This window comes from Rhodococcus sp. HM1 (genome assembly GCF_023218075.1).
GTDB lineage: Bacteria > Actinomycetota > Actinomycetes > Mycobacteriales > Mycobacteriaceae > Rhodococcus.
Map to the genome: position 1 here is coordinate 99,440 of NZ_JALPTB010000003.1, position 25,954 is coordinate 125,393.

The window sequence follows — 25,954 nt, forward strand, 5'->3', positions numbered from 1 at the left end:
GCCCACAGACTAGTTGCCCGAAGTTGGCGCCGCGTGGCCGGTCTCACGGGCCGAAGCCGGGTCCTCCGGTCATGATCCGATACGCCTTCACCACGACTGCGACGAGCACGACGGCGCAGATCACCATGACGAGCGGGAAGCGGATCGCCACCATCGACACCGCGGCCACCAGCCCGATCGGCAACAGGGTGAGCACGTCGAGTACCGCGGCCCCTGAAGGTGTTGTGCGGTAACGGGTGTCGCGTGCGTAGGACGGTTCGGGTGCGTTCTCGTCGAGAAGGCGTGCGGGCAGGAGACGCGCGGACCCGGGTGCCGGGTCTTCGGGACGGGACCGGCCGACGAACATCGCCGTCCCCGCGGCGGCAACCGCTGCGACCGCGGGCAGCCACAGGCCGATGCCGAACCGGTCCGCCACGACGAACACCGCGAACAGGACCAGCGGCAGCAGGCCGAGAACCAGTCCCCGTCCGCGCCGTTGCCGTCGTGCCGGTTCGATGAGGGGCAGATCGGAGAACGGGGCCACCAGCTCGCCGCGTGTCGTCGCCGCTTCGATGCGTCCGGACCGTTCCTCGAACTCGGTGAGGGTGAGCCGTCCGGCAGCGAAGTGTTCTCCGAGCAGACGCTGCGCCTGCTCGCGTTCGGCGGTGCCGATGCGTATCTCGTGCGGCTCGGCCATATGTCCACCCTAGTCTCGAGCGTTCACGGAAATCTGCCCCGGAACGCTACGAACTGCGCTCCGTTCGTGGGTGGTGATCCTCAGCCGAGTCGGAGCCGTTCCGATCCCGGCAACGGGTCGGTGCTGCCGGGCCGCGCCTGCGACGGGGTGGGGACGCGTTCAGGATCGCGTGGGTGACGAGCTCGTGGGGGTGATGGCGATGGTTGCGCCGGGGTGTGCGGGTGGGATCGAGGAGGTGCGGTGCGGTCCACAGAGGGCGGTGGCCGTGGGGATCGGCGGTGGTACGCCACCCGGAGTCGGTGACGCGCGCGTGGTCGGCGTCGCAGACCAGCGCGAGGTTGTCGATGTCGGTGCCGCCGCCGTGTTGCCATTCGGTCAGGTGGTGGACGGCGCAGTGCGAGGCGGGAGCATCGCAGCCGGGCCGGGTGCAGCCGCGTTGCCAGGCGGTGAGCAACAGACGCTGGTCGGCGGTGGCGAGGCGTCTGGACCGTCCGAAATGCAGGGGAGCGCCGGCGTGGTCGAAAAGTGCCAGGACCGGATGGGCGTGCTCGGCCATGGCGAGGGCGTTGGTGACGGGCACGACCCCGCCGGTGGCGGTGGTAGCGAGGCCGGTGGCCCGTTCGAGTTGGCGCAGGGTCATGGTGACGACAACGGTGACCGGCAGACCGCGGTGGCGGCCGAGAGCGCCGGAGGCCAGTGCGTGGGTGCAGAGTGCGTCGAAGGCGTCGTGGAGTCGTTGGTCGGGAGTGCGCCGGTCGCGGCGGGCCGCCCGCTCGAGAACGGCGGGGTCGAGGTCGGGCCGGTCGATGCTGCCGGCAGGTGAGTCGGGGTCGTCGGGGTTGTTCATGCCCGGTCGGGCCCAGGTGGCGAGGATGGCGTCGAGTTTGGCTCGGGTGGCCGGATGCAGGTCGCCGTGCAGGCGGGACATCAGATCGGCCGATTGCGGTGCGAGCCTCAGGGAGCGGCGGGCCTTGCGGTCGCGGTCGTCCGATGGGTTGCCGTCGGGGTCCAGTCGGGCGAGCAGGTCGATGCCGGCGGTGGTGATGTCGTCGGGGGTCGCGGTCCGGGCGAGGGTGCCGAGGATGCGGTCGACGGTCTCGACGACGTCGTTCCCGAACCGCCCCGGAATCTTCTCGGTCACTTTGCGGATGGCATCGACGTGCGCGGCGGACGCGTCCCCGTCGGCAACGGCAGCGGCCGTGACCTGCAGGATCGGGGCGAGGGCGGTACCGCTGGGAGTCGTGCGGGGTGCGAGGAGGCGGGCGTTCTTGACGCGCCGAACCGCGTCGGCGCGGGACAGGTGCAGGAGTTCGACCAGGTATTTCTGGGGCGTCGACAGCTTCACGGCGTTCTCGAGTCCGCGCTGTTCGACCTGGGCGACCAGTCGCGCGTCGAGGCCGTCGAGTCGGCGGCGGAGGCGTTCGACGGTGCGGAGTGTCGAGGCGATGTCCTCGTCGGAGAGGCGGTCGACGTCGAGTGCGCAGAGTTCGTCCACGGTGGGGCACTCCGCCGTATGAACCTCTGCTATCGAACTCATGTTCGAATAGTACATGTGTTCGAACGAGGGTGCAGCCGATTCGAGAGCCGAAACGGGGCGTGCCCCGGGCGGATCGTCGGATCCGCCCGGGGCACGCCGCGTTGGTCAGAACATCACTTGAGCTCGGCGAGCACCGTTCCCTGAGTGATGGCAGCACCCGGCTCGACGGCCAGGCCGGTCACGACACCGGCCTTGTGCGCGGTGACCGGGTTCTCCATCTTCATGGCCTCGAGGACGGCGATCAGATCGCCCTCGGCGACCTCCTGGCCCTCGGTGACCGCGACCTTGACGACGGTGCCCTGCATCGGCGCGGTCACGGCGTCGCCGGACGCCTTGCCACCGTGGGCGCCGCCACGCTTGCGGGCCTTCGGCTTCTTGCGGGTGGCACCGGCCGCGCCGCCACCACCGCCGAGCGAGAACTGGCCGGGCAGGGACACCTCGACGCGACGGCCACCGACCTCGACGACGACGTTCTGACGCGGCAGGGCCTCGTCCTCGTCGTCGATGGCACCGGCACCCGCATAGGGCTCGATGGTGTTCTCCCACTCGGTTTCGATCCACTTGGTGTAGACGTCGAACTTCTCGCCGTCACCCACGAAGGCCGGGTTCTCGACGATGTGCCGGTGGAACGGGATGACCGTGGCGAGGCCGTCGACCTCGAACTCGGCGAGGGCGCGGCGAGCGCGCTGCAGCGCCTGCTCGCGGGTCTCGCCGGTGACGATCAGTTTGGCGAGCATCGAGTCGAACTGGCCGCCGATGACGTCACCCTGCACGACGCCGGAGTCGACGCGCACGCCCGGGCCCGAGGGCTCCTTGTAGACGGCGATCGGGCCGGGGGCGGGGAGGAAGCCGCGACCGGCGTCCTCACCGTTGATGCGGAACTCGAAGGAGTGGCCGCGCGGCGTCGGGTCTTCCTTGATCTCGAGCTCTTCACCGTTGGCGATGCGGAACTGCTGACGCACGAGGTCGATGCCGGCGGTCTCCTCGGTGACCGGGTGCTCGACCTGCAGGCGGGTGTTGACCTCGAGGAACGAGACGGTGTCGCCCTGCACCAGGTACTCGACGGTGCCGGCGCCGTAGTAACCGGCCTCGCGGCAGATGGCCTTGGCGGACTCGTGGATGCGCTTGCGCTGCTCGTCGGTCAGGAACGGCGCGGGCGCCTCCTCGACGAGCTTCTGGAAGCGGCGCTGCAGCGAGCAGTCGCGGGTGCCGGCGACGACGACGTTGCCGTGCTGGTCGGCGATGACCTGCGCCTCGACGTGGCGGGCCTTGTCCAGGTACTGCTCGACGAAGCACTCGCCGCGGCCGAAGGCGGCGATCGCCTCGCGGGTGGCCGACTCGAACAGCTCGGGGATCTCCTCGATGGTCTGCGCGACCTTCATACCGCGACCGCCGCCGCCGAAGGCCGCCTTGATCGCGACCGGCACGCCGTACTGCTTGGCGAACTCGACGACCTCGTCGGCGTTCTTGACCGGGTCCTTGGTGCCCGCGGCCATCGGCGCGTTGGCGCGCTCGGCGATGTGGCGGGCGGTGACCTTGTCGCCGAGGTCGCGGATGGACTGCGGCGAGGGGCCGATCCAGATCAGGCCGGCGTCGATCACGGCCTGGGCGAAGTCGGCGTTCTCGGACAGGAAGCCGTAGCCGGGGTGGATCGCGTCGGCGCCGGACTTCTTCGCGGCGTCGAGGATCTTGTCGAAGACCAGGTAGGACTCGGCCGACGTCTGGCCGCCGAGCGCGAACGCCTCGTCGGCGAGCTTCACGAACTGCGCATCCGCGTCGGGCTCGGCGTAGACGGCTACGCTGCCGTAACCGGCGTCCTTGGCAGCTCGGATGACCCGCACAGCGATCTCGCCGCGGTTGGCGACGAGCACTTTCGTGATGTGCGCGCTGGCATGACTGGGCACGGAGCCTCCTGTTGATCGATCGTTAGGTTATTGCCGTCACGGAGAGTGTAGGCGTCAATCCGATAGACGATGTAACCGGATAGCCCCTACACACTACGAGCAAGATCGAACCCCGCAACGTTACCGGCCGGTAGCCGAAACTGCACAGCGGCCCCCGGCGAGGTCGGGACAGCGCCTCCGGCGAGGTCAGGCCCGAAGATGCCGCTTGATCCGGGCGAGCATCGCGCTCATGCCGCGCAGCCGCAGCGGACTCACCACATCGGCCAGTCCGAGCGCCGAGTAGAAGTCGTCCGGCACATCGAGGATCTCCTGTGCGCTGAGCCCGTCGAGGCCCTGATGCAGGATCGATGCGAACCCCCGCGTGGTCGGCGCCTCCGGGGGAGCACTGAAATGCAGCCGCACCCGATCACGCTCCGACGAGTCGACGGACAGGAACAACGGCGACTGGCACTCGGGCACCGGTTCCATCGCGGCTTCCTCGAGTTCGGCCGGGAGGGGCGGAAGCTCCCGGCTGAACTCGAGGAGCAGCTGCAGCTTGTCCTGACCGGTGACGGCGGCGAAGTCGTCGACGATCTCGGCGAGCGCGGAGGGCAGGCTCATCGGGCGGGCGCTTCCCCGGGCTCTTCGCCCTTGACGATCGGCACGCGCACCGCGTTGCCCCACTCCGTCCACGAACCGTCGTAGTTGCGGACGTTCTGGTAGCCGAGCAGGTGTGTGAGCACGAACCACGTGTGGCTGGACCGCTCACCGATGCGGCAGTAGGCGATCACATCCGCGTCGCGGGAGATGTCCGCGTAGATCTCGTCGAGTTCGGCGCGGGAACGGAACCGGCCGTCCGGCGCCGCGGCCTTCGCCCACGGGATGGACACCGCGGTGGGGATGTGGCCGCCGCGCAGGGCACCTTCCTCCGGGTAGTCCGGCATGTGGGTGCGCTCGCCGGTGTACTCCTGCGGCGAGCGCACGTCCACCAGCGGAGACGTGCCGAGGGATGCGAGCACCTCGTCCTTGAAGGCCCGGATCGGGGCGTCGTTGCGCGCAACCACCGGGTATCCGGTCGTGGTGGTGGACGGGACGTCGAAGGTTGTGTCGCGGTTCTCGGAGATCCACGCGTCGCGGCCGCCGTCGAGCAGGCGCACGTCCTCGTGGCCGAACAGCGTGAAGACCCACAGCGCGTAGGCGGCCCACCAGTTCGACTTGTCGCCGTAGATCACGACGGTGTCGGTGCGGCGAATGCCCTTGCGGTTCATCAGGTCGGCGAACGCGGCACCGTCGATGTAGTCGCGGGTGACCGGGTCGTTCAGGTCCAGATGCCAGTCGATCTTCACGGCGCCGGGAATGTGGCCGACGTCGTAGAGCAGCACGTCCTCGTCGGATTCGACGACCTTCACCTCGGGATGTCCGAGGTGGGCGGACAGCCATTCCGTCGACACCAGGCGAGTGGGGTCGGCGTATGCGGCGAATGAGGGATTGGCGTCGGGCTCGACGGGCACAGAGGGCTCCTGAGGCAGTGGTGGCAGGTGCGCCGTCAATACTAGGCGGTAGGTTCGGTGGATGTGATTTCCAGTGGCGCCCCGGTCTTCGACGTGTCCGATCGCGCCGACATCGACCGGCTCGTCCGCAGGTTCTACGAACGCGCCCTCACCGATCCGACGCTCGCGCCGGTGTTCGAGGTGCTCGCGATCGTCGGTCTCGACGAGCATCTGCTCGTCGTCGGTGACTTCTGGGAACAGATCCTCTTCCGCACCACGCGGTACGAGGGCAACTTCCTGCCGGTGCACCGGGCACTGCACGCGCACCACGGCCTCACCCCGGCACGGTTCGAACGGTGGCTCGAACTGTGGGTCGGGACGGTCGACGAGCTGTTCGCAGGAGTTCACGCCGAGCGGGCCAAGAGCAAGGCCGAGGCGATGGCGCGGTCGTTGGAACGCGGGGTCCGGCGGCCCTTCGCTAGCGGGTGACGGTTCCCGTCGACTTCGCGGACGTGGACCAGAGGTCGGCGACGGAAACTCCGACCTCGCCGAGGAGCCGCCGAACGAGCGGCAGACCGATGCCGATGACCGACGACGGGTCGCCTTCGAGACGCTCGATGAACCAGCCACCGAGGCTGTCGAGGGTGAAGGCACCCGCGACCTGGAGGGGTTCGCCGCTCGCGAGGTAGGCCTCGAGTTCGTCGTCGGTGGGGGTGCCGAAATAGACGGTCGTGCCGCTGTGCGCGGAGGCTTCCGCGACGATCTCACCGTCGCGGACCCGCAGCAGGCTGTGCCCGGTGAGCAGGTCGGCGCTGCGGCCGGCCATCGAGCGCCAGCGGGCCCGCGCGACCTCGGCGGTGCCGGGCTTGCCCTGCAACCGTCCGTCGACGTGCAGCATCGAATCGCACCCGACGACCACTGCGTCGTCCACGCCGTCACCGCTCAGCCGGGGCACCACGTCGGCGGCCTTGGCGCGGGCGAGTTCGGTGACCACGACCTCGGGCGCGGTGTCGGGGCCGAGCGACGCGACGATCGCGTCCTCGTCGACCCCCGACACCAGCACGAGCGGTTCCACGCCGGCGGCGCGCAGCACGGACAGCCGTGCCGGCGACGCCGACGCGAGCACCAATCGGGTCATCTCAGCCGAGGTTCGGGTACGAATACGGCGAGAACGGCGCCCACTGGCGATGCATCCGGGTCGGGTCGCCCCACGTCTCCGCGGGACGGCCGTCGCCTTCGGATTCGGCGCCCGAGGAAGCCGCGGCGAGCACGCACACGAGCGCGGCGATGTCCTCGTCGGTCGGGTTGCCCTTCACGATGCGCAGGGCAGCCGCGGTCTCGACTACCGCCTCGGCAGTCACGGGCTCCGGTGCCGAGTTCTCACCGGCAGCTTCGACCACGACGTCCTCGAGAGGGGCGTCGGATGCTTCGGTCGAGTCGATGTCGGTGATGATCTTTTCCTCCGTCACGGCGGTCACAGCGGAATGTTCCCATGCTTCTTCGGCGGAAGCGAAACCATCTTGCGCTCGAGCAGTCGCAATGCGGACACGATCTGGCCGCGGGTGTGCGACGGCGGGATGACCGCGTCGACGTATCCGCGCTCGGCCGCGACGTACGGGTTCACCAGGGTGTCCTCGTACTCGTTCTGCAGTTCGAGGCGCAGCGCATCGACGTCCTCGCCGTTCTTGGCGGCTTCGAGAAGGCGCTTGCGGTAGACGAAGCCGACGGCGCCGGAGGCACCCATGACGGCGATCTGCGCGGTCGGCCACGCCAGGTTCACGTCGGCACCCATGTGCTTGGAACCCATGACGTCGTACGCGCCGCCGTAGGCCTTGCGGGTGATGACGGTGATCTTGCCGACGGTGGCCTCACCGTACGCGTACAGCAGCTTGGCGCCGCGGCGGATGATGCCGTTGTATTCCTGCTCGGTACCCGGCAGGAAGCCCGGGACGTCGACCAGGGTGATGATCGGCACGTTGAACGCGTCGCAGGTCCGCACGAACCGGGCCGCCTTCTCGGAGGCGTCGATGTCGAGGCAGCCGGCGAACTGGGTGGGCTGGTTCGCGACGATGCCGACGCTGCGGCCGTCGATGCGGCCGAAACCGACGATGACGTTGGCGGCGCGCTCGGCCTGCACCTCGAGGAACTCGTCGTCGTCGAGCAGCCGACGAATGATCTCGTGCATGTCGTACGGCTGGTTCGCCGAGTCCGGGATGATCGTGTCGAGCTCGAGGTCCTCGTCGGTGAGCGAGTCCTCGATGGACCCGAGGATCGGGTCGGTCGGGGCCAGGCGCGGAGCCGCGGCCTGGTTGTTCGACGGCAGGTAGGACAGCAGGTCCTTGACGTAGTCGAGGGCGTCCTGTTCGCCGTCGGCGACGTAGTGCGCGACACCCGACTTGACCATGTGGGTGTGCGCGCCGCCGAGGTCCTCCATGGTGACGTCCTCGCCGGTGACGGTCTTGATGACGTCGGGACCGGTGACGAACATCTGGCTGGTCTGGTCGACCATCACCACGAAGTCGGTCAGGGCGGGGGAGTACACGTGACCACCGGCGGCGGGGCCCATGATCAGCGAGATCTGCGGGATCACGCCGGAGGCCTGCACGTTGCGGTGGAAGATCTCGCCGTACAGGCCGAGCGAGACGACGCCTTCCTGGATGCGGGCGCCGGCGCCCTCGTTGATGCCGATCAGCGGACGGCCCGTGCGCAGGGCCAGGTCCATGACCTTGACGATCTTCTCGCCGTAGACCTCACCGAGGCTGCCGCCGAAGACCGTCGCGTCCTGGGAGAACACGCACACATCGCGACCGTCGATGGTGCCGTAGCCGGTGACGACACCGTCGCCGACGGGACGGTTGTCGGCCAGGCCGAAGTTGGTGCTGCGGTGCCGTGCGAGGGCGTCGAGTTCGACGAACGAGCCCTCGTCGAGCAGAGCGTGGATACGCTCGCGGGCGGTGAGCTTGCCCTTCGCGTGGACCTTCTCGATGGCAGCCTCACCGCTCGGGGCGTGGGCCTGGGCCTGACGATTGCGCAGGTCTGCCAGCTTGCCGGCGGTGGTGTGGATATCGGGCGTACTCGCCGCCTCGGGCGCGGACGGCTCCTGGACAGTGGTCATGGCCAGTCAGCTTAGCGAGCGTCATACTAGGGCTCCGAATCGACTCCCAGTTGTGTTGAATCATTGAACTGAAGCTACCGGCCAGTACGTTTTCGCAGCACCGGCGCGGCGCCATCCGGCCCTAGGCTGTGAGCATGTCCCCGGACCCGCAATCCCCTCGTCCCGCCTCGACAGATCCGGCCGCGCTGCGCGCCCCGCTCGACGTCGAGCACCTGCGCGACGCCCTGGTCGCGGCCACCGGACCCGCCGCGTTCTACCGGCGGCTCGACGTCGTCGAGGAAACCGGATCGACCAACGCCGATCTGCTCGCCGTCGCAGGTGAAGGCGACGCGCCGCGCGCGCTGCTCGCCGAATTCCAGTCCGGCGGCCGCGGACGGCACTCGCGCCGGTTCGAGGGCACTCCGAACGCGCAGGTGATCGCCTCCGTACTCGTCACCCTGCCCGGGGTGGACCTCGCCGACCTCGGCTGGCTGCCGCTGCTCGCCGGAATCGCGACCGTCGACACCGTCCGTTCGGTCACCGGCGTGCCCGCCGAACTGAAATGGCCCAACGACGTGCTCGTCGACGGCCGCAAGGTCGCCGGAATCCTCGTCGAGATCGCCGCGACCGCACCCGTCCCCGCGGTCGTCGTCGGCATCGGCCTCAACGTCTCGCTGGCCGAGGACGAACTGCCGGTGCCGACCGCGACGTCGCTGATGCTGGCGGGAGCCACCGACCTCGACCGCACCCGCCTCGCGCAGGTGCTGCTGACCAACCTGGCCGAGCGGATGCGTCGGTGGCACGACCACGACTGGGACACCGCGGCACTCGCCGACGCCTACCGCGAACGGTGCAGCACCGTCGGACAGCGGGTGCGGGCGGTCCTGCCCGGCGACACCGAACTGCACGGCGTCGCCGTCGACATCGACGAGCAGGGTCGGATCGTCGTCCGTCCCGACCGCGACGGCGACCCGGTGGCGATCGCCGCGGGCGACATCACCCATCTGCGACCCGTGGGCTGACCTCCGGTCGCGCGACGTGCGATCCTCGGCGGCATGGGCTACCCCGAGGACGCACTCGCCGTCGACGAAGAGCTGCTGCTGCACCGGCATCCGCATTGGAAGATGCTCATCGTCCCCACCGCGATCTTCCTGCTGACAACCGCGGTCGCGGGCTTCCTGCTCGGTGTCGCCGGTACGCGTCTCGAAGGCGCCGCGGCCGGTGTCCTGACCGTCGCGGTCCTGGTGTTGTGGGTCGTTCTCGTCGGCTGGCGTTGTGTCGCGCCCCTCGTGCGGTGGCTCACGACGCACTTCATCGTCACCGACCGGCGGGTCCTCGTGCGGCAGGGCGTGATCACCCACACCGGCATCGACATTCCGATGGGTCGCATCAGCAACGTGCAGTTCCGGCACGGCATCGTGGACCGCATGCTGCGTACCGGCACCCTGGTGATCGTCTCCGCGGCCGACGATCCGCTCGAATTCGACGACATCCCCGACGTGCAGACCGTGCACACGCTGCTCTACCGGCAGGCGTTCGACAGCAGCGCCGACAGGGGCGGTTACGGGACCGGCGAGTACCGCGACGATCGGGGCGGTGACGACCGGGGACGTGACGACTCGGGTGGGGGCACCGGCCGCAAAGCGTGGTAATTCGGACAGCGCCCCCGGCGGATCCGTACCCTGGTTCCGTGACCGCTGTCCTGCTCGCCGAAGACGACGAAGCCATCGCCGCGCCCCTCTCGCGAGCCCTCGGTCGCGAGGGGTACGAGGTGACGATCGCCCAGGAAGGCCCCGCCGCACTGGAAGAGGCCCTGTCCGGCCGGTACGAGCTGCTGATCCTCGACCTCGGACTGCCCGGTATGGACGGTCTCGAGGTGTGCCGGCAGATCCGGACCAACCGCTCCGACCTGGCCGTACTCATGCTCACCGCTCGCACCGACGAGGTCGATTTCGTCGTCGGTCTCGACGCGGGCGCCGACGACTACGTCGGCAAACCGTTCCGCCTCGCCGAACTGATGGCGCGTGTGCGGGCGTTGCTGCGCCGCCGGGGCGGCGGTGACACCGACGACGTGGTCGAGGTCGCCGGGATCCGGCTCGAACGCGCCGCGCGGCGCGTGCTCGTCGACGGTTCCGAGGTCGTCCTCGCCAACAAGGAGTACGAGCTGCTGCGGGTGTTGCTCGAACACGCCGGGCAGGTCGTCTCGCGGGACGCGATCCTCCAGGAGGTGTGGGGAGACGTCGACCTGCGTGGTTCCAAGACTCTGGACATGCACATGTCGTGGCTGCGCCGGAAGATCGGCGACGAGGGGCCGGCCGGGGAACGCCGCATCGCGACCGTCCGCGGTGTCGGTTTCCGAGTGAACACCGACTAGCCGGGGCCGCTCGTGCGTCGTCGCATTCTCATCGCGGTTCTCGCCGTGGTGCTGCTCGTCGCGCTGTTGCTCGGCCTTCCGCTCGCCTACACCGCGTACCTGTTCGTCGAGGACACCATGCGCCGGGATCTGCAGGGACGGCTGGAGCTGATGGCCTCCGAGATCATCGCCCAGGAAGGCGCGGAGGGGGTGATCGCCGGCGGCCTCGACACGAGTTCGATGCGTCTGCTCGTGCCCGACGGCGGCCGCCTGGTGATCGTCTATCCAACCCCGGAGGACGCCGCTGCCCGTCTCGACATCGGCGCTCCGGCAGTCTCGGCGCCGATCCTGGAGTCCCTGTCGCTGGGCACATCCGGGTCGTTGCGGCTGGAGGCGCCGTCGGCGGGCGTGCGCACCGTGCAACGTCAGGTACTGGCGGCCGTGGCCACGATCGTCTTGTTGACCGTGGTAGCCGGCGCGATCGTCGCCGTCGTCACCGCGCGGCGCCTGTCCGATCCGCTGCGCGACGTCGCCGCCCGCGCGGCGCGACTGACCCAGGGCGACTTCCGGCCGGATCCGCGACGGCACCGTATCCCGGAGCTCGATCGGGTTTCCGACGTGCTCGATGCCGCCGCGGTGGAGATCGCGGGGCGCCTGCAGCGCGAGCACATGCTCGTCGGTGACGTGTCGCACCAGCTGCGTTCGCGGTTGACCGCGGTGCGGTTGCGGCTCGACGAACTGTCCACGCACTCCGATCCTGCGGTCGTGGAGGAAGCCGAGGCCGCCATGGCCCAGGTGGACCGGCTCACCGCCGCGATCGACGATCTGGTGCGACAGTCCCGCGACAGCGGCTCCGCCCTGCGCACCGAGGTGTCGGTGGTGGGGGAGATGTCGGGGGTCATCGCGGATTGGCGCGGACCGTTCCGGGAGGCCGGACGCGATCTGGTGTTGCGGGGCAACCCGGCGTTGCGCTCGACCGTGACCGGCTCGCGCCTGCGTGAGGCCGTGGCCGTGCTGGTCGACAACGCGCTGGTCCACGGCGGCGGGACCTGCACGGTATCGGTGCGGCGGGCGGGCGACGACACGGTGTGTGTGGAGGTGACCGACGAGGGGGAGGGTGTCAGCGACGAACTCGCCCCGCACATCTTCGATCGCGGGTTCTCCGGTAGCGGATCGACGGGGGTGGGGCTGGCGCTCGCCCGCGCGCTGGTCTCCGCCGACGGCGGCCGGCTCGAACTGCAACGGCGGAGGCCGGCGTTGTTCGCGTTGTTCCTCGGCACGTCCCGGGACCGCGGGCACGGGACGTCGGATGCGAGTCGGGAGCCTCGCTGAACCGGTGGGCCGGCAGCAGCGGGTGGGTCAGCGTCCGATCTGTTCGTCGGCGAGCTCGCCGAGTTCGGCGTCGGGGCCGGTTTCCTCGGGGAAGACGAACCGCTTGAAGCAGTAGAAGCGGAACGCCATCTGCAGCAGGTTCCCGATGATGTAGGCGCTGATGAAGTCGGCGATGTTCTCGACCGTCAGGCTCACCTCGGGTACCCGCAGCCCGAACACGTAGCTCGAGATCCACAGCGGGATGAAGCTGAGTACGACACCGATGCCGCTGACGAAGAAGAACAGGAACGCCTCGTGGGCACGTTCACGGCCACCGCGGTTCTTGAACGACCATTCGCGGTTGAAGATGTAGGAGCAGATCACCGCGATGATGCCGGCGATGATCTTGGCCGTCACCGGCTTCTCCTCCAGCACCGTCAGCTTGAGGGTGTAGAAGATGCCCGAGTCGATGACGAAGGTCGTGCCGCCGACGATGGCGAACTTGACCAGCTCGCTGTGCCGCAGGAGCAGGCCTCGCAGCGGCTGGGGAACGCGGTTCATGGCGACATCGACGAAAGACACTCGGACAAGTCTACGAAACCGGATCGCAGACTTTCGCATCCGGATGAAATTTTCAGTATTAGCACAGGAATGTGTCGGGCGCCTCACACGCTGTGACAGTGCATGTACGGTGCGGCAGGGCCAGCGTTCCGATGTGACCGTTCCGATGTGACACCATGGACAGTCGTGACCGGTAGACCTGATTCGCCCCCCAGATCCGACACCCCCCGCGCGCTGACCGGCGGAATGCCCGTCGTGACGATGATCGGCGGCGGCCAGCTCGCCCGGATGACCCATCAGGCCGCGATCGCCCTCGGTCAGACCCTACGGGTCCTGGCGGGCAGCGCGGACGAACCCGCCGCCCGCGTCAGCCCCGACGTGGTGCTCGGCAGCCACAACGATCTCGAGGCACTGCGCAGCGCCGCGATCGGCGCACACGCGCTGACCTTCGACCACGAGGGCGTTCCCACCGAGCACCTGAAGGTGCTGCAGGCCGAGGGCGTCAACGTGCTCCCGCCGCCGCAGGCCCTGATCTACGCGCAGGACAAGATCGCCATGCGTGAGCGGCTCGGTGAGCTGGGCGTCCCGATGCCGAAGTTCGCGGTCATCCGGTCCGTCGCCGATGCGAAGGCCGCGCGCGAGAAGCTGGGCTGGCCCTATGTGCTCAAGGCTGCCCGCGGCGGGTACGACGGCCGTGGCGTGTGGATCCTCGACGATCAGCAGGAACTCGAGGCCGTCGTCGAGGATCGGCTCGCCGCCGGGGTGCCGTTGCTGGCCGAGGAGAGGGTGTCGTGGCGCCGCGAGCTGTCCGCGATGGTCGCCCGGTCCCCGTTCGGGCAGGGCGCGTCGTGGCCGGTCGTCGAGACGGTGCAGCGCGACGGGCAGTGCGCGGTCGTCATCGCACCCGCCCCGGACCTGCCGGAGGACGTGGAGACGGCGGCCGAGCAGCTCGCGTTGCGCATCGCCGGGGAACTCGGCGTCGTGGGCGTGATGGCCGTCGAGCTGTTCGAGACGGAGGGCGGCGAACTCGTCGTCAACGAACTGGCGATGCGTCCGCACAACTCGGGCCACTGGGGTATGGACGGTGCCCGCACCGGACAGTTCGAGCAGCACCTGCGCGCGGTCCTGGACTATCCACTCGGCGACACCACGCCGCTCGCCCCGGTCACGGTGATGGCGAACGTGCTCGGCGCGCCCGAGGCGCCGGAGATGAGCATGGACGAGCGCCTGCACCATCTGTTCGCGCGGATGCCCGACGTGCGTGTGCACCTGTACGGCAAGGGTGAACGCAAGGACCGCAAGATCGGGCACGTCAACGTGCTCGGCGACCCGTCCGGATCCATCACCGATCCGGAGTACGTGGCGGCGGTCCGCGAGCGTGCCGAACGGGCCGCGCACTGGCTCTCGCACGGCGTATGGACCGACGGTTGGAACGAACACACGGGAGAGCAGGGTGAGTGACGTGGCGCAGGGCGCACAGGTCGGCCTGATCATGGGCAGCGACTCGGATTGGCCGACGATGGAGGCCGCAGCGGAGGCGCTGGCCGAGTTCGGGATCCGATTCGAGGTCGGGGTCGTCTCGGCGCACCGCACCCCGCAGCGCATGCTCGACTACGCGAAGTCGGCGGCCGGTCGCGGCATCAAGGTGATCATCGCGGGTGCCGGTGGCGCCGCGCACCTGCCGGGCATGGTGGCCTCCGCAACGGCGCTGCCCGTGATCGGCGTCCCCGTGCCGCTCAAGTACCTCGACGGCATGGATTCGCTGCTGTCGATCGTGCAGATGCCCGCCGGTGTTCCCGTCGCGACCGTGTCGATCGGCGGAGCCCGCAACGCCGGCCTGCTCGCCGCCCGCATCCTCGGCGCCTCCGATCCGGTGCTGCGTGAGCAGATGGAACGCTTCCAGGCCGGCCTCGAGCAGATGGTGCTCGAGAAGGACGACGCGCTGCGGCAGAAGCTGCTCGGCTGAACCCGGCGGTTCCGTGCAGACGACCCCGTTGATCGAGCGATGGAGCCGGTGGAGCCGTGCCCACGTCGCGACGATCGACGGGGTCGTCGCCGTCCTGCTGGCGGTGGCCGGCGTCGCCGGAGCGGTGACCGGGCACGAGGGTGCGCGCGGGGTGCTGGTGGCGCTCGCGCTGACCGGTCCGCTGGCGTGGCGGCGCACCCGACCGGTGTTGTCCGGGGGGCTGGTCGCGGCGGCGGCGTACGCGCACCTGCTGGTGCTGCCGCAGATGTCCGTGATCGTCCCGATCGCTGTGCCGGCCTCGGTGTACGCGCTCGCCGCCTACGCGCCGCGCTGGGCCGCGAACGGTGCGCTCTCCGCGGCGGCGATCGGCGGTGCGGCGGCCGGGGTGAAGTACATGGGACAGTACGAGGGCCGCACCCTCTTCGAGACGGTCGCGGCGGCGGTGTTCGTCGCGGTGCTCCTCGCCGGCATCTGGGCGTTCGGCCGGATGCGGGGACTGCGGCTGCGCGAGATGGAGTCGCTGACCGAACGCAACCGTCTGCTCGAACTCGACCGGCTCAAGGAGGCGGAACTGGCCGCCACCCAGGAACGCACCCGCATCGCACGGGAGATGCACGACATCGTCGCGCACTCGCTCACCGCGATGATCGCGCAGGCCGACGGCGGCCGGTACGCGGCCGCATCCGATCCCGAGGCGGCGGCCGGTGCGCTCACCACGATCGCCGAAACCGGGCGCCGCGCCCTGACCGACATGCGGTCGCTGCTGTCGGTGCTGCGCGAGGACACGCCCCGCGAGTTCACCGCGACCCCCGGTCTCGACGACCTCGACGCGCTCGTCGGTCAGATGCGCGGTAGCGGCCTGGACGTGACGTACACCGTCGCCGGGCAGGCCCGCGACCTTCCGGTCGGAACGCAGTTGTCGGTCTACCGGATCGTGCAGGAGTCGCTGACGAACGTGCTCAAACATGCAGGGCCCCACGCGCACGCCGACGTCAGGCTGGACTGGCGGCCGGACGTGCTGGTCGTGGAGGTCGTCGACGACGGGCGTGGTGCCGCCGCCCTCGTGCAGTCGCCGCCCGGTGGACAGGGTCTGACCGGGGTCGAGGAACGCGCCCGCCTACACGGTGGACGTGCCGTCGCGGGACCACGCGACGGGGGTGGCTATCGTGTGCGCGCCGAGCTCCCCGCATAGGGTGGCAGCGATGACCGAACCCGCCGCACCGACCGAACCCACCGCACCCATCCGCGTCGCACTCGTCGACGACCAGCAGCTCGTTCGCGCCGGCCTGCGCATGGTGCTCGAATCCCAGCCGGACATCGTCGTCGTCGCCGAAGCGTCCGACGGCGCGGCCGCGCTGACCGAACTCGGGCGCGTCCGCGCGGACGTCGTGCTCATGGATGTGCAGATGCCGCGGGTCGACGGGATCTCGGCGACCCGCACCCTGCTCGCCGACCCGGAGGCACCGAAGGTGGTGGTGCTCACCACCTTCGACAACGACGACTACGTCGTTCAGGCCATCGCGGCCGGCGCGAGCGGATTCCTGCTCAAGGATGCGCCGCCGGAGGATCTGCTCGACGCGGTGCGCACCGTGCATCGCGGTGACGCGGTCATGGCCCCGCGCGCGACCCGGCGTCTGCTCCGGCACGTGTCGCCCATGCTCGAACAGACCGCCGCGACGAAGGACACGTACGTGGACCTTCCGGACGATCTCACCCCGCGCGAGGTCGAGGTGCTCACCGCGATGGCCCACGGTTTGAGCAACGGCGAGATCGCGGAACGGTTCGTGTTGTCCGCGGCGACCGTCAAGACCCATGTCGGCCGGGTGCTCGCCAAGACCGGTTCGCGTGACCGGGTGCAGGCCGTGCTGTTCGCCTTCCGCGCGGGGCTGGTGCGTCCGGACGAGCTGCTGCACACCGCGCAGTAGGACCCCGGTATCGCCGGTGGCAGCGGCGCGTCATACCCCGGTATGACGCTCGGCGCCGCAGGATCGGGTGTCGCGCCGATGCGTCGGGATCGCGGTGATTCCTACTGTCGGAGCATGACTTCCATCAGAGCTTTCGCGCCCGCCTGCTCGGCGCACGACGTGGTCCGTGTCTACGGTCACGGCGACGCCGAAGTCCGTGCCCTGGACGGTGTTTCGGTCGAGTTCGAGCGCGGCCGGTTCACCGCGATCATGGGCCCGTCGGGGTCCGGCAAGTCCACGCTCATGCATGTGCTGGCAGGACTCGACGGCGTCGACGGCGGTCGGGTGGTGTTGCACGGCGGAGCCGGGAGCGGCGCGGCAGCCGAGAACAGCGCGGCGGTCGAGATCAGCACGGCATCGGACGCGGTGCTCACCGGATTGCGCCGCGACCGTATCGGTTTCGTGTTCCAGGCGTTCAACCTGCTGCCCGTGCTCACCGCCCGCGACAACATCCTGCTGCCGATGCGCCTGGCCGGAACCCGGCCCGCACCACAGTGGTTCGACGAGGTCGTCGGACGCCTCGGCCTGACGGACCGTCTCGATCACCTGCCCCACGAGATGTCCGGGGGACAGCAGCAGCGCGTCGCCGTCGCGCGAGCCCTGCTGCCGCAGCCCGACGTGATCTTCGCGGACGAACCGACCGGGAACCTGGATTCGCAGGCCGGCGCCGAGGTGCTCGCGCTGCTGCGGTCGAGCGTGCGCGAGACCGGCCAGACCGTCGTCATGGTCACCCACGATCCGGTCGCTGCGTCGTACTCGGACCGGGTGGTGCTCCTCGCCGACGGACGACTCGCCGGTGAAATAGCGGATCCCACAGCGGATTCCGTGCTCGACGCGATGCGTGGCCTCGGCGCGGTCGGTGTGGTGGCGCGATGATGCATCTCGTTCTGGCCCAGGCTCGCGCCCACCGCGGCCGCTACATCGCGTCCGCCCTCGCCGTGATCGTGTCCGTCGCGTTCGCCGTCGGCACCCTCGTGCTCGGCGACACCGTGAACACCTCGATCACGAAAGCGACTGCCGCCCAATACGAAGGGGTTGCAGCCGCAGCGGTCCTCGACCATGCGCGAGGTTCCGAGCCGGACGTCGCTCCGGAGCACACGGCGGCGGCCGCCGCCGCGGTACCCGGTGTGCGCGCGGCGGTGCTGGACGTGACGGGATACGTCCGGATCGTGGGGGCCGAGGGAATTCCCGAATCGGCCAGGGTGACCAGCCTGGCCCCGGACGATTCGTTGCGCTGGCAGCGGCTCGCCGACGGTCGCTGGCCCGGCGGTCCCGGCGAGGTGGTCGTCGGTTCGGGATCGCGATACGCGCTGGGCGAAGCGCTCACCGTCATCGCCTCCGACGCTGCCGCCTCCGACGCTGCGCCCGACCTCGTCACGGTCGTCGGCACCGTCGACCTCGACGGCACACCGCAGGCCATGGACTCCGGGCTCGTGTTCGGCGAGACCGCGCAGGTGCGCTCCTGGGCGGGCGCCGACGCGGAGGTGGAACTGCGGGTCGCCGGCGACGGGGACGGCCTCGTCGACGCGCTGGCCGCGGCCCTGCCCGGTGTGCATGTCGTCTCCGGCGCCGACCGTGCCACCGAGGTCGCCGGAGCAAACGTCGGCAACATCTCGGTGCTGCGCGACGTGCTGCTGTGTTTCGTCGCGATCGCGGTCGTCGTCGCCGGTCTCGTCATCGCCAACACCTTCGCGGTCCTGCTCGCAGCCCGCACCCGCGAACTCGCACTCATGCGATGTGTGGGAGTGTCGGCGAAACAGGTGCGGCGCAGTGTGCGCGGCGAAGCCCTCGTCGTGGGTCTCGTCTCCGCCACGTTGGGTGTGCTCGCCGGATGCGGTCTCGCGGCGCTGGTGGTCGCGCTGGCACGGGCCGCGGACGTGCCGATCCCGCTGACCTCGATCGCGATCGGCCCGATCACCGTCGTGGCCGGCATCGTGCTCGGCACCGTCGTCACGGTGGTCGCGGCGAGCGGCCCGGCCCGCCGGGCCACGCGGATCCCGGCGCTGGCCGCGTTGCACCCGATCGAGACGCAACCCGAACCCGTGGCGGACTCGCGGATGCGCCGTGTCTGCGCGGCGCTCGCCCTCGTCTCGGGTGCGGCGCTGCTCGTCGTCGGCGTCGCCGGCGCGAACGTGATGATCGCCTGTCCCGGCGGGGTGCTGGTGTTCGTCGGGGTGGTCCTCGCGTCTCGGCGACTCGTTCCTGTCGCGGTCGGCGCGGTCGGGCGGGCCACGGGCCGGTTCGGCGGTCCCGTCGCCGCCCTCGCCGCGGGCAACGCCGTCCGCAACCCGCGACGCACCGCGGCCACCGCGACCGCACTGCTCATCGGCATCACCCTGACGTCGACGATCGTGGTCGGCACCGGCACGCTCAAGGCCGGGGCACCCGGAATCGTCGACGACAACTTCCCGGTCGACGCCATCGTCGAGGCACCGTCGGACGGGGTTCCCTCCGGTGCGGCAGAGCTGTTCACCGGCGTCGAGGGGGTGCGTGCCGCCACCGAGACCGCCGCCGCGAAGATTACCGTCGCCGGAACCGAGGTTGCCGTGACGGGTGTCGACACGACCACTGCCGCAACGACGGTCCGTGCCGACGTCCGCCTGCCGGAGCCGGGCACGATCGTGCTCGAGCAGTCGCTCGCCGACAGCCTCGCTGCCGCCGACGGCAGCACCGTCACCGTCACCGGCCCGAGCGGAGCCCGCGAGTTGTCGGTCACGGCGACGTCCGCCGGCGAACCCTCCCTGATCGACCTCGCCGACCTGCGGGAGGTCGCCGGCCCGGTACCGGCCGACTCCGTGTGGCTGCGCTTCGACGACGGCATGACCGACGACGCACTCGTCGCCGTCACCGACGAGGTGACCCGCGTCGCGGCGACGGTCGTCCCCGGCGGTGAGGTCGCTGGTGTGGTGGCCATGCGCCGCATGATCGAGAAGGTGCTCGACACGATGCTGCTGATCGTCGGCGGCCTGCTGTCCGTCGCGGTGGTGATCGCGCTGATCGGGGTCGGCAACACCATGGCGCTGTCGGTGCTCGAACGCCGACGCGAAACCGCGATGCTCCGGGCGATCGGGTTGTCCCGGTCCGGGGTGCGGAGCCTGCTGATGCGCGAAGCGCTGCTCGTCGCGGCGGTCGCGTCCGCGCTCGGCGTGACGCTCGGGCTGCTTCTCGGCACGGCGGGCACGGCATCGGTCATCGGACCCGACAAGATCGGCTTCGGCGGTGTGCCGTGGCTGCAACTCGCCGGGATCGTCGTCGCCGGTGGTCTTGCCGGGGTGATCGCGTCGCTGATTCCGGCACTGCGCGCAAGCCGCGTCCCACCGGTCGCTGCGCTCGGTGCTTGACCCTCACACCACTTGACCCTCACACGGTGTCAGGGCTTCCACTGGTCGCGGAAGGAGGTGGTTGTCGTGAACACAACCCGTTACGGCCGAACCGATTCCGCGCAGGTGGAGGCGAAGCTGGTGGAGGCACTGTCCGATGCGAGCCCGTCGACGCGGCTGAAGGCGGCGCTGCGCGCCGGGACCGATCCCGAGCCGCACCTGGTGGAGATCCTGGTGGGCCGGTGTGCCGTGGAACCGGACTTCTACGTCCGCGACATGCTCACCTGGGCACTGTGCCGGATGCCCCCCGACGTCACCGTGCCGAGGCTGCTCGACGAGGTGCGATCCGGGAATGCGCAGGCCTGCAGTCAGGCCTTGCACACGCTGTCGAAGATCGGGGACGGGCGGGCGTGGCCCGACGTGTCGGCGCGGCTGCACGACCGGGACGACGACGTCGCACGCAGTGCGTGGCGTGCGGCCCTGGCGCTCGTACCGGCCGGCGTCGAGGGCGAGCTTGCCGCCGACCTCGGGGCCGCGCTCGGGCGGGGTGACCGGGAGCTGCAGCGCAGCCTGTCCCGGGCACTGGTCGGGCTGGGCGAGCCGATGCTCCCGGTGCTGGACGCGGCGAAGGCAAGTCCGGATGCGAAGATCCGCGCGCATGCCGCCGCCACCGAAGCGCTCTATCGTGACCCCGACAGTGCATTCGCGTTGTCCGTGGAAGCCGCGAAGCGGGTGACCGTTGATCCGGAAGCCGCGAAGCGGGTGACCGTTGATCCGGAAGCCGCGAAGCGGGTGACCGTTGATCCGGAAACGGCGAAGCGGGTGGCGGTGACCGGACCGGAGGGATCCTGATGGCTGAGGTCGCGCAGTGCTGATCGGGGAAGTCTCACGACGTTCCGGTGTCAGCGTCCGCATGCTGCGTCACTACGACACGCTCGGGCTGGTGGTACCCACCGGTCGCACGACCGGTGGGTACCGCGAGTACTCCGCGGACGACATCCGGCGGCTGTTCCACGTCGAATGCCTGCGCACCCTCGGGTTGTCGCTCACCGACGCCAAGCGGGCACTCGACGAGCCGGGCTTCGCACCGGCCACCCTGGTCGCGGACCTCATCGGGCACACCCGCGCCCGGATCCGCGCCGAAGAGGAACTGCTCGCCCGGTTGCTGCGGGTCGACGCCTCCGCTCCCGCGGACTGGAGCGACGTGCTGCAGGTCGTGTCGTTGCTGCACGCGCTCGAATCGGACTCGGGAGGTCACCGGCAGCGAGCCGTCCTGACACAGGACGAGTCGGCACCGGTACCTGTTGCCGCGCTGGTCGAAGCCCTGCTCGCCGAGGACGATCCGAACGTCGCCGGGGCGCTGCAATGGGCGCTCGCTCGCGCCGACGGGCACGGCCTTTCCGAACTGGAAGCCGGCCTGGATTCGCCGGACGCCGAGGTGCGACGGCGCGCGATCACGGCGATCGCCGCGGTGCCGGACGCGGACGCGGCGAGGCTGCTGCGTCGCGCACTCGACGATCCCGATACCACGATCCGCGGTCGCGCGGCCCTGGCGCTCGGGTCCCGCGGCAGCGCCGACGCGCTCCCGGGGCTCGTCGATCTCGTCGTCGAGGGCCGGCGCGACGTCGAAGCCGCCGAGGTGCTCGGGACACTGGCCGGCGGTCCGATCGCGGCCGAGGACGTCGTGTCCGCGCTCGAACACCGATTGGGTGACGCCGCCGACGGTGCCGCTCGGCTGCGTCTGGCGCAGGCGCTCGCCGAGATCCCCGGCCGCGCAGCCCGCGACGTTCTCGACCGGCTCGCGCGGGACGAGGACCGGACCGTCGCACTCACCGCGACCGCGATCGTCCGGGCGCGAGGTGACGGGTCCTGACCGGTTACGCTCCCGGCGTGGCAGGAACGGGCAGGATGACGCGGGCGTCGCGGGGCGTGCCGTCCGCGCGGGTCGTGACGGTGCTGGCGCTGTGCTGGGCGCGGTTGTGCGGCGCGACGATCGGATTCGACGAGCGGTCCGGTCTCTACGTGTGCACAGGTCTGCGGTTCGGATTCGCCCGCGGCGGTACGACGATCGGTGGAGTCTTCCTCACGAACCGGTGGCCGTCGGATCGGTTGCTGCGCCACGAGGCGGTCCATGCCGACCAGTGGGCAAGGTTCGGGGTGGGATTCGCGGTGCGGTATCTCGTCGAGGAGATGCGGAACCCGGGTCCGCGCAACCGATTCGAGGTCGAAGCCGGCCTCGCCGACGGCGGCTACCTTCCTGAGCGCCCCGAGCGCCCCTGAACGCCCTGAGCGAGCGGTACATTCACTCGATCGAAGGAGACGAGCGATACATTCGCTCGGAAACCCGGGGGAGAGGGAGCGCGCGGGTGGGGCGACTGTTCAGTCGAGCCGGACGGTGATCTTCTCCGTTGCGACCCGCCGTTCGGTGGCGTCGGCGTCGGGGTTGCTCACCTGCACCAGCGACGCGCCGGCCGCGAGGACCGCGAGCAGCCCCGAGATCAGGTCGTCCGCGGTGGACCATTCGCGACCCGACAGCACCCGGTCGCCGCTGCCGATCCCGGACGACGATGCGGATTCGCGTGCAGCGGAAAGAATTTCGGCAGACGACCGTCCGTCGAGCGCGGCCCCGGCGTCGCCGGACGACCGGAACTGATCGCCGTGCATGCGCACGTGCGTGGCGTAGTCGGTCACCCCGACCGGCAGGTTCGGCACCGGCATCCCGAACGCGTCGAGGGACAGCGCCGCGACCTCGGCGACATCGGCGACGTCGTCGAGCCGGTCCGCGGTGGCCAGCGCCAGTTCGGCATCGGGATCGGCGTCCAGCACGACGTCGGCGCCCGCCCACCACGCACCGAGGAGCACCGCTGCCGTCTGCCAGTGCGCGGGTAGCAGCACCGCGACCCGGCCGCCGGGCAGCAGCCCGAATTCGTCGCGAATCATGTTGGCGGTCTTTGCCGCCCAGTTCGCGAGCGTGACCGCCGACAACTCGATGCGGGCGCCGGCCGCATCGTCGTACCAGGTGATGCGCGGACCTGCCGGGTCGGCGGCCAGGATCGGGTCGAGCAGGGCGTCGGTCAGGGTGGTCACGGAAATCTCTTTCGTCGGGTGGTCAGTTGACGCAGCGGGTTCCGTTGCCGGCGTCGATCGGGTCGGCGGGCGGGGCGGGTGTGGCGGTGCCGCCGGCCGGTGTCAGCTCCGACGCGGCCGTGCTGGTGGTCGACCGGGACGCACCGGAACCGGGGCCGTCGTAGCCGGCTGCCAGCACGACCGTGACCTGCCCCTTCGGCAGCGACCGGTCGGCGGCGACGTCGAGACCACCGAGCACGGCGGCCACGGCCTTCGCCTCGTCGGAATCGGGATCGGCCGCGAACACCGTCGACGTGTCCACCGGATCGCCGCTCCCGACGACCCCGTAGTTGCCGACCTCACCCTCGGTGAAACCCTCCGCGGTCAGGGCGGCCGACACGGTGGAGGCGAGACCGGCGACGTCCCCGGCGTTCGCGACGTCGACCGTCACCGAGGAGCGGTCGATGTCGGGTGCGACCGCGGTGGTCGCGGCGACCTCGGTGGCCTCTGCGGTCTCGACACCGCTGAGGGACGCCACGAAGGCCCTCACCGCGGCCGGATCGACCTGCACGACCGACTCGCCGTAGTCGGTCATGGCGTTGATGTCCTCGACGGGAATGGTGGAGAACTGCACCGCTCCGCCCGACAGGTCCTGCATCTGTGTCGCCAGATCGAGGATGTCCCAGTCGTCGTCGAGCACCACCGACCGCTGCACCGCCGCGGTGAGCTGACTCAGCTTCGACGGATTGCTCAGCGTCTTCGCGCTGAGCACCTTCTGCACCAGCGACGCCATGAACACCTGCTGTCGTACGATGCGGTCGAGGTCGCCGCGCGGCAGATCGTGGCGTTGCCGGACGAAGCTCAGCGCGTCGGCTCCCTGCAGGGTCTGCTTGCCGGCAGCGAACCGTGCGCCCGACAGCGGCTCGTCGACCGCATTGTCGAGGCAGACGTCCACGCCGCCCACCGCGTCGGTGAGCAGCACGAATCCGAGCAGGCCGACCTCCGCGTAGTGGTCGACGGTGACGCCGGTCAGGTTCGCCACCGTGTCGATCAGGGCCTCGCGACCGGCCCGGGAGGAGTCCTTCTCCGCGGTCGCGTCCGATTCGCCGTCCTCGACGAGTCGGATGCGCTCGAGTTCCTTCGTCGCGCCGTACGCCGCGTTGATCTTCGACATGCCGATTCCCGGCACCTCGACGTACGCATCGCGGGGGATGGAGACGGCCGTCGCGGAACTGCCGTCGTTGGGCACCCGGATCAGGATGATCGTGTCGGTGTTGTTGGCGACCTCCTCGCCGGCCCGCAGCGCGTCGAGTTCGCGTTGCGACAGCGCGTTGCCGTGCGCGTCGGTGCGGCTGTCGGTGCCGACCAGCAGGATGTCGAGGGCGCCGTCCTCGCCACCGCCGAGTCCGAGACCGCCGATCGTCGCGAGCGAGGCCCGCAGGGAGTCGATGCTCCGCCATGCGAAACCGGTCACCACCAGTGTCAACGCCGCCAGCATCGCCATCGCGATGCGCAGCGGACGACCTTCGAACACCCGCGCGGCGATGCTCGGGCCACGCTGCACGGGCGCGGTCTGCTGCCTGGTCCTGCGTGGCGCCGGCCTCTCCCGATCGCTGCGGGTGGGCGGCTCTGGCGGCACGTGCAGGTCCTCCTGTCGGGTGGCTCGGATGGCGTACGCCGGGGTGGGGGCGGCGCGGAACCAAGGCTACTGCGGGCACCGGCGCATCGTCGGGAGCCTCTCCGGCGTGCCAGACTTTGGCCGTGAACACAGTTCTGATCACCGGTGCCCGCGGTCAGCTCGGCCGGCAGCTGCTCGCGCGCGGCACGGCCGCGGGTACGGCGGTCCGCGGATACGGTTCCGACGAGCTCGACATCACGGATCCGCGCAGCGTCGCCGACGCCGTCCGGCCCGGGGACGTGGTCGTCAACTGCGCCGCCTACACCGCGGTCGACGCTGCCGAGACGGACGAGGACCGCGCCGCGGCGGTGAACGGTGACGGTCCGGCGGTGCTCGCCGCCGCGTGCGCCCGTGCGGGCGCCCACCTCGTCCACGTCTCCACCGACTACGTGTTCGCGGGCGACGCAACCGAGCCGTACCGGGTGGACGCGCCGACCGGCCCCCGCAGCGCGTACGGGCGGACGAAGCTCGCCGGGGAACGTGGCGTCCTCGCCGCGTTGCCGTCCGCGCACGTCGTGCGCACCGCGTGGGTGTACACCGGCGACGACGGGGACTTCGTCGCCACGATGCGACGCCTCGAACACGAACGCGACACCGTCTCGGTGGTCGACGACCAACGCGGATCTCCGACGTTCGCCCGCGACCTCGCGGACGCGCTGCTCGAACTGGCCGCTCGCGCGGGCGGACCGGATCCGGTGCCCGGCGGGGTGCTGCACGCCACCAACGCGGGGGAGGCGACCTGGTTCGATCTGGCCCGGGCCGTGTTCGCGGAGATCGGCGCGGACCCCGAGCGGGTGCGGCCGTGCAGCAGTGCCGAGTTCGTCCGGCCCGCCCCGCGCCCGGCGTATTCGGTGCTCGACGGCAGCGCGTGGGCCGCGGCGGGCCTGACGCCGTTGCGCCCGTGGCGCGAGGCGCTGCACGCCGCGCTGAGCACGACGGAGGTCCGTGGGTGACGCGCGAGGCCGTGGAGGCCGGGCCGGACACGCACCGGCCGGGGGCGGTGTCCGAGGACGGACTGCGTGATTCGGAGCACTCGGACGCGGCCGCTAAGGTTG

25 protein-coding genes and 1 pseudogene are annotated in these 25,954 nt (G+C 70.4%); 15 read left to right on the plus strand and 11 right to left on the minus strand.

The genetic code is table 11. The annotated features are described in order from the left end of the window. Positions 1–43 precede the first annotated feature (43 nt). The 5 genes from M1M07_RS02725 to M1M07_RS02745 all read right to left on the minus strand — a co-directional run bounded on the left by M1M07_RS02725 (position 44) and on the right by M1M07_RS02745 (position 5,607). A complete protein-coding gene (locus tag M1M07_RS02725; RefSeq protein ID WP_197253790.1) occupies positions 44–676 on the minus strand; it encodes a DUF1707 domain-containing protein in 633 nt (210 codons plus the stop codon). Between the two features lie 46 nt (positions 677–722). Further along, positions 723–2,213 carry an HNH endonuclease signature motif containing protein gene (locus M1M07_RS02730; RefSeq protein ID WP_248673247.1) on the minus strand — a complete coding sequence of 497 codons (1,491 nt, stop codon included), beginning with the start codon at positions 2,211–2,213 and terminating at the stop codon, positions 723–725. Positions 2,214–2,326: 113 nt separating this feature from the next. Further along, the gene (locus tag M1M07_RS02735; RefSeq protein ID WP_248673248.1) at positions 2,327–4,117 is read right to left on the minus strand and encodes an acetyl/propionyl/methylcrotonyl-CoA carboxylase subunit alpha; all 1,791 of its coding nucleotides are present in this window, start codon (positions 4,115–4,117) and stop codon (positions 2,327–2,329) included. 186 nt (positions 4,118–4,303) lie between these two features. Beyond that, entirely contained in the window at positions 4,304–4,717 is a 414-nt protein-coding gene (locus M1M07_RS02740; RefSeq protein ID WP_248673249.1) for a SufE family protein, read from the minus strand. Then, positions 4,714–5,607: a sulfurtransferase gene (locus M1M07_RS02745; protein WP_248673250.1), complete on the minus strand. Its 894-nt coding sequence runs from the start codon at positions 5,605–5,607 to the stop codon at positions 4,714–4,716. The genes M1M07_RS02740 and M1M07_RS02745 overlap by 4 nt, the downstream gene beginning before the upstream one ends. A 63-nt stretch (positions 5,608–5,670) precedes the next feature. Between M1M07_RS02745 and M1M07_RS02750 the strand changes: the two genes are divergently transcribed. Beyond that, on the plus strand, positions 5,671–6,075 hold the full coding sequence (locus M1M07_RS02750; RefSeq protein WP_197253091.1) for a group III truncated hemoglobin: 405 nt from the start codon (positions 5,671–5,673) through the stop codon (positions 6,073–6,075). Here the strand turns inward: M1M07_RS02750 and M1M07_RS02755 are convergent. From M1M07_RS02755 to M1M07_RS02765, 3 genes are read right to left on the minus strand one after another with little or no spacing between them, the layout of a single operon-like run. Next, positions 6,065–6,724 (minus strand): nucleoside triphosphate pyrophosphatase, encoded by a 660-nt coding sequence (locus M1M07_RS02755; RefSeq protein ID WP_197253065.1) that lies wholly within the window; start codon positions 6,722–6,724, stop codon positions 6,065–6,067. The genes M1M07_RS02750 and M1M07_RS02755 overlap by 11 nt on opposite strands. Position 6,725: 1 nt before the next feature. Further along, a complete protein-coding gene (locus M1M07_RS32980; protein ID WP_197253066.1) occupies positions 6,726–7,064 on the minus strand; it encodes an acyl-CoA carboxylase subunit epsilon in 339 nt (112 codons plus the stop codon). Then, positions 7,061–8,701, minus strand: coding sequence for an acyl-CoA carboxylase subunit beta (locus M1M07_RS02765; RefSeq protein ID WP_197253067.1), 1,641 nt, complete (start codon positions 8,699–8,701; stop codon positions 7,061–7,063). Before M1M07_RS02765 ends, M1M07_RS32980 begins: the two co-directional genes overlap by 4 nt. 134 nt (positions 8,702–8,835) lie before the next feature. Between M1M07_RS02765 and M1M07_RS02770 the strand changes: the two genes are divergently transcribed. From M1M07_RS02770 to M1M07_RS02785, 4 genes are read left to right on the plus strand one after another with little or no spacing between them, the layout of a single operon-like run. After that, entirely contained in the window at positions 8,836–9,702 is an 867-nt protein-coding gene (locus M1M07_RS02770) for a biotin--[acetyl-CoA-carboxylase] ligase (protein WP_248673251.1), read from the plus strand. A 33-nt stretch (positions 9,703–9,735) separates the two neighbouring features. After that, complete coding sequence (locus M1M07_RS02775; protein WP_197253069.1) at positions 9,736–10,332, plus strand: PH domain-containing protein; 597 nt, start codon at positions 9,736–9,738, stop codon at positions 10,330–10,332. A 38-nt stretch (positions 10,333–10,370) separates the two neighbouring features. Further along, on the plus strand, positions 10,371–11,054 hold the full coding sequence (locus M1M07_RS02780) for a response regulator transcription factor (RefSeq protein WP_197253070.1): 684 nt from the start codon (positions 10,371–10,373) through the stop codon (positions 11,052–11,054). Between the two features lie 12 nt (positions 11,055–11,066). Then, positions 11,067–12,365: a HAMP domain-containing sensor histidine kinase gene (locus M1M07_RS02785; protein WP_248673252.1), complete on the plus strand. Its 1,299-nt coding sequence runs from the start codon at positions 11,067–11,069 to the stop codon at positions 12,363–12,365. A gap of 27 nt (positions 12,366–12,392) precedes the next feature. On the opposite strand, the gene M1M07_RS02790 is transcribed toward M1M07_RS02785, so the two are convergent. Continuing rightward, complete coding sequence (locus tag M1M07_RS02790) at positions 12,393–12,926, minus strand: GtrA family protein (RefSeq protein ID WP_248673253.1); 534 nt, start codon at positions 12,924–12,926, stop codon at positions 12,393–12,395. 165 nt (positions 12,927–13,091) lie between these two features. Between M1M07_RS02790 and M1M07_RS02795 the strand changes: the two genes are divergently transcribed. The 9 genes and pseudogenes from M1M07_RS02795 (at position 13,092) to M1M07_RS02835 (ending at position 22,435) form a co-directional block, all read left to right on the plus strand. Then, on the plus strand, positions 13,092–14,366 hold the full coding sequence (locus M1M07_RS02795; RefSeq protein ID WP_308200761.1) for a 5-(carboxyamino)imidazole ribonucleotide synthase: 1,275 nt from the start codon (positions 13,092–13,094) through the stop codon (positions 14,364–14,366). Continuing rightward, complete coding sequence (purE, locus tag M1M07_RS02800; protein ID WP_308200762.1) at positions 14,359–14,871, plus strand: 5-(carboxyamino)imidazole ribonucleotide mutase; 513 nt, start codon at positions 14,359–14,361, stop codon at positions 14,869–14,871. The genes M1M07_RS02795 and purE overlap by 8 nt, the downstream gene beginning before the upstream one ends. Positions 14,872–14,884: 13 nt before the next feature. Further along, complete coding sequence (locus M1M07_RS02805) at positions 14,885–16,063, plus strand: histidine kinase (protein ID WP_248673254.1); 1,179 nt, start codon at positions 14,885–14,887, stop codon at positions 16,061–16,063. A gap of 10 nt (positions 16,064–16,073) precedes the next feature. Beyond that, positions 16,074–16,796 (plus strand): response regulator transcription factor, encoded by a 723-nt coding sequence (locus M1M07_RS02810; RefSeq protein ID WP_248673255.1) that lies wholly within the window; start codon positions 16,074–16,076, stop codon positions 16,794–16,796. A gap of 114 nt (positions 16,797–16,910) precedes the next feature. Further along, on the plus strand, positions 16,911–17,711 hold the full coding sequence (locus M1M07_RS02815; protein ID WP_248673256.1) for an ABC transporter ATP-binding protein: 801 nt from the start codon (positions 16,911–16,913) through the stop codon (positions 17,709–17,711). Beyond that, complete coding sequence (locus tag M1M07_RS02820) at positions 17,708–20,176, plus strand: FtsX-like permease family protein (protein ID WP_248673257.1); 2,469 nt, start codon at positions 17,708–17,710, stop codon at positions 20,174–20,176. The genes M1M07_RS02815 and M1M07_RS02820 overlap by 4 nt, the downstream gene beginning before the upstream one ends. Positions 20,177–20,233: 57 nt before the next feature. Next, positions 20,234–21,007 (plus strand): HEAT repeat domain-containing protein, encoded by a 774-nt coding sequence (locus tag M1M07_RS02825; protein WP_248673295.1) that lies wholly within the window; start codon positions 20,234–20,236, stop codon positions 21,005–21,007. A gap of 16 nt (positions 21,008–21,023) precedes the next feature. Beyond that, a pseudogene (locus M1M07_RS02830) lies at positions 21,024–22,025 on the plus strand (HEAT repeat domain-containing protein); the annotation flags it as partial. 38 nt (positions 22,026–22,063) lie between these two features. Beyond that, positions 22,064–22,435 (plus strand): hypothetical protein, encoded by a 372-nt coding sequence (locus tag M1M07_RS02835; RefSeq protein WP_197253093.1) that lies wholly within the window; start codon positions 22,064–22,066, stop codon positions 22,433–22,435. Positions 22,436–22,534: 99 nt separating this feature from the next. Here the strand turns inward: M1M07_RS02835 and M1M07_RS02840 are convergent, their stop codons facing one another. Next, entirely contained in the window at positions 22,535–23,242 is a 708-nt protein-coding gene (locus tag M1M07_RS02840) for a TIGR03089 family protein (protein ID WP_197253080.1), read from the minus strand. 22 nt (positions 23,243–23,264) lie between these two features. Beyond that, positions 23,265–24,725, minus strand: coding sequence for an LCP family protein (locus M1M07_RS02845; RefSeq protein ID WP_248673296.1), 1,461 nt, complete (start codon positions 24,723–24,725; stop codon positions 23,265–23,267). A gap of 257 nt (positions 24,726–24,982) precedes the next feature. Between M1M07_RS02845 and rfbD the strand changes: the two genes are divergently transcribed. Then, a complete protein-coding gene (gene rfbD / locus M1M07_RS02850) occupies positions 24,983–25,852 on the plus strand; it encodes a dTDP-4-dehydrorhamnose reductase (protein ID WP_248673258.1) in 870 nt (289 codons plus the stop codon). The last annotated feature ends 102 nt before the right edge of the window (positions 25,853–25,954 follow it).

Bases quoted from the DNA above. Each gene is read 5' to 3' on its own strand.
- M1M07_RS02725 (WP_197253790.1), bottom strand. From the start codon at position 676: ATGGCCGAGCCGCACGAGATACGCATCGGCACCGCCGAACGCGAGCAG.
- M1M07_RS02730 (WP_248673247.1), bottom strand. From the start codon at position 2,213: ATGAGTTCGATAGCAGAGGTTCATACGGCGGAGTGCCCCACCGTGGAC.
- M1M07_RS02740 (WP_248673249.1), bottom strand. From the start codon at position 4,717: ATGAGCCTGCCCTCCGCGCTCGCCGAGATCGTCGACGACTTCGCCGCC.
- M1M07_RS02755 (WP_197253065.1), bottom strand. From the start codon at position 6,724: ATGACCCGATTGGTGCTCGCGTCGGCGTCGCCGGCACGGCTGTCCGTG.
- M1M07_RS02765 (WP_197253067.1), bottom strand. From the start codon at position 8,701: ATGACCACTGTCCAGGAGCCGTCCGCGCCCGAGGCGGCGAGTACGCCC.
- M1M07_RS02770 (WP_248673251.1), top strand. From the start codon at position 8,836: ATGTCCCCGGACCCGCAATCCCCTCGTCCCGCCTCGACAGATCCGGCC.
- M1M07_RS02775 (WP_197253069.1), top strand. From the start codon at position 9,736: ATGGGCTACCCCGAGGACGCACTCGCCGTCGACGAAGAGCTGCTGCTG.
- M1M07_RS02810 (WP_248673255.1), top strand. From the start codon at position 16,074: ATGACCGAACCCGCCGCACCGACCGAACCCACCGCACCCATCCGCGTC.
- M1M07_RS02815 (WP_248673256.1), top strand. From the start codon at position 16,911: ATGACTTCCATCAGAGCTTTCGCGCCCGCCTGCTCGGCGCACGACGTG.
- M1M07_RS02820 (WP_248673257.1), top strand. From the start codon at position 17,708: ATGATGCATCTCGTTCTGGCCCAGGCTCGCGCCCACCGCGGCCGCTAC.
- M1M07_RS02835 (WP_197253093.1), top strand. From the start codon at position 22,064: ATGACGCGGGCGTCGCGGGGCGTGCCGTCCGCGCGGGTCGTGACGGTG.
- M1M07_RS02845 (WP_248673296.1), bottom strand. From the start codon at position 24,725: ATGGCGATGCTGGCGGCGTTGACACTGGTGGTGACCGGTTTCGCATGG.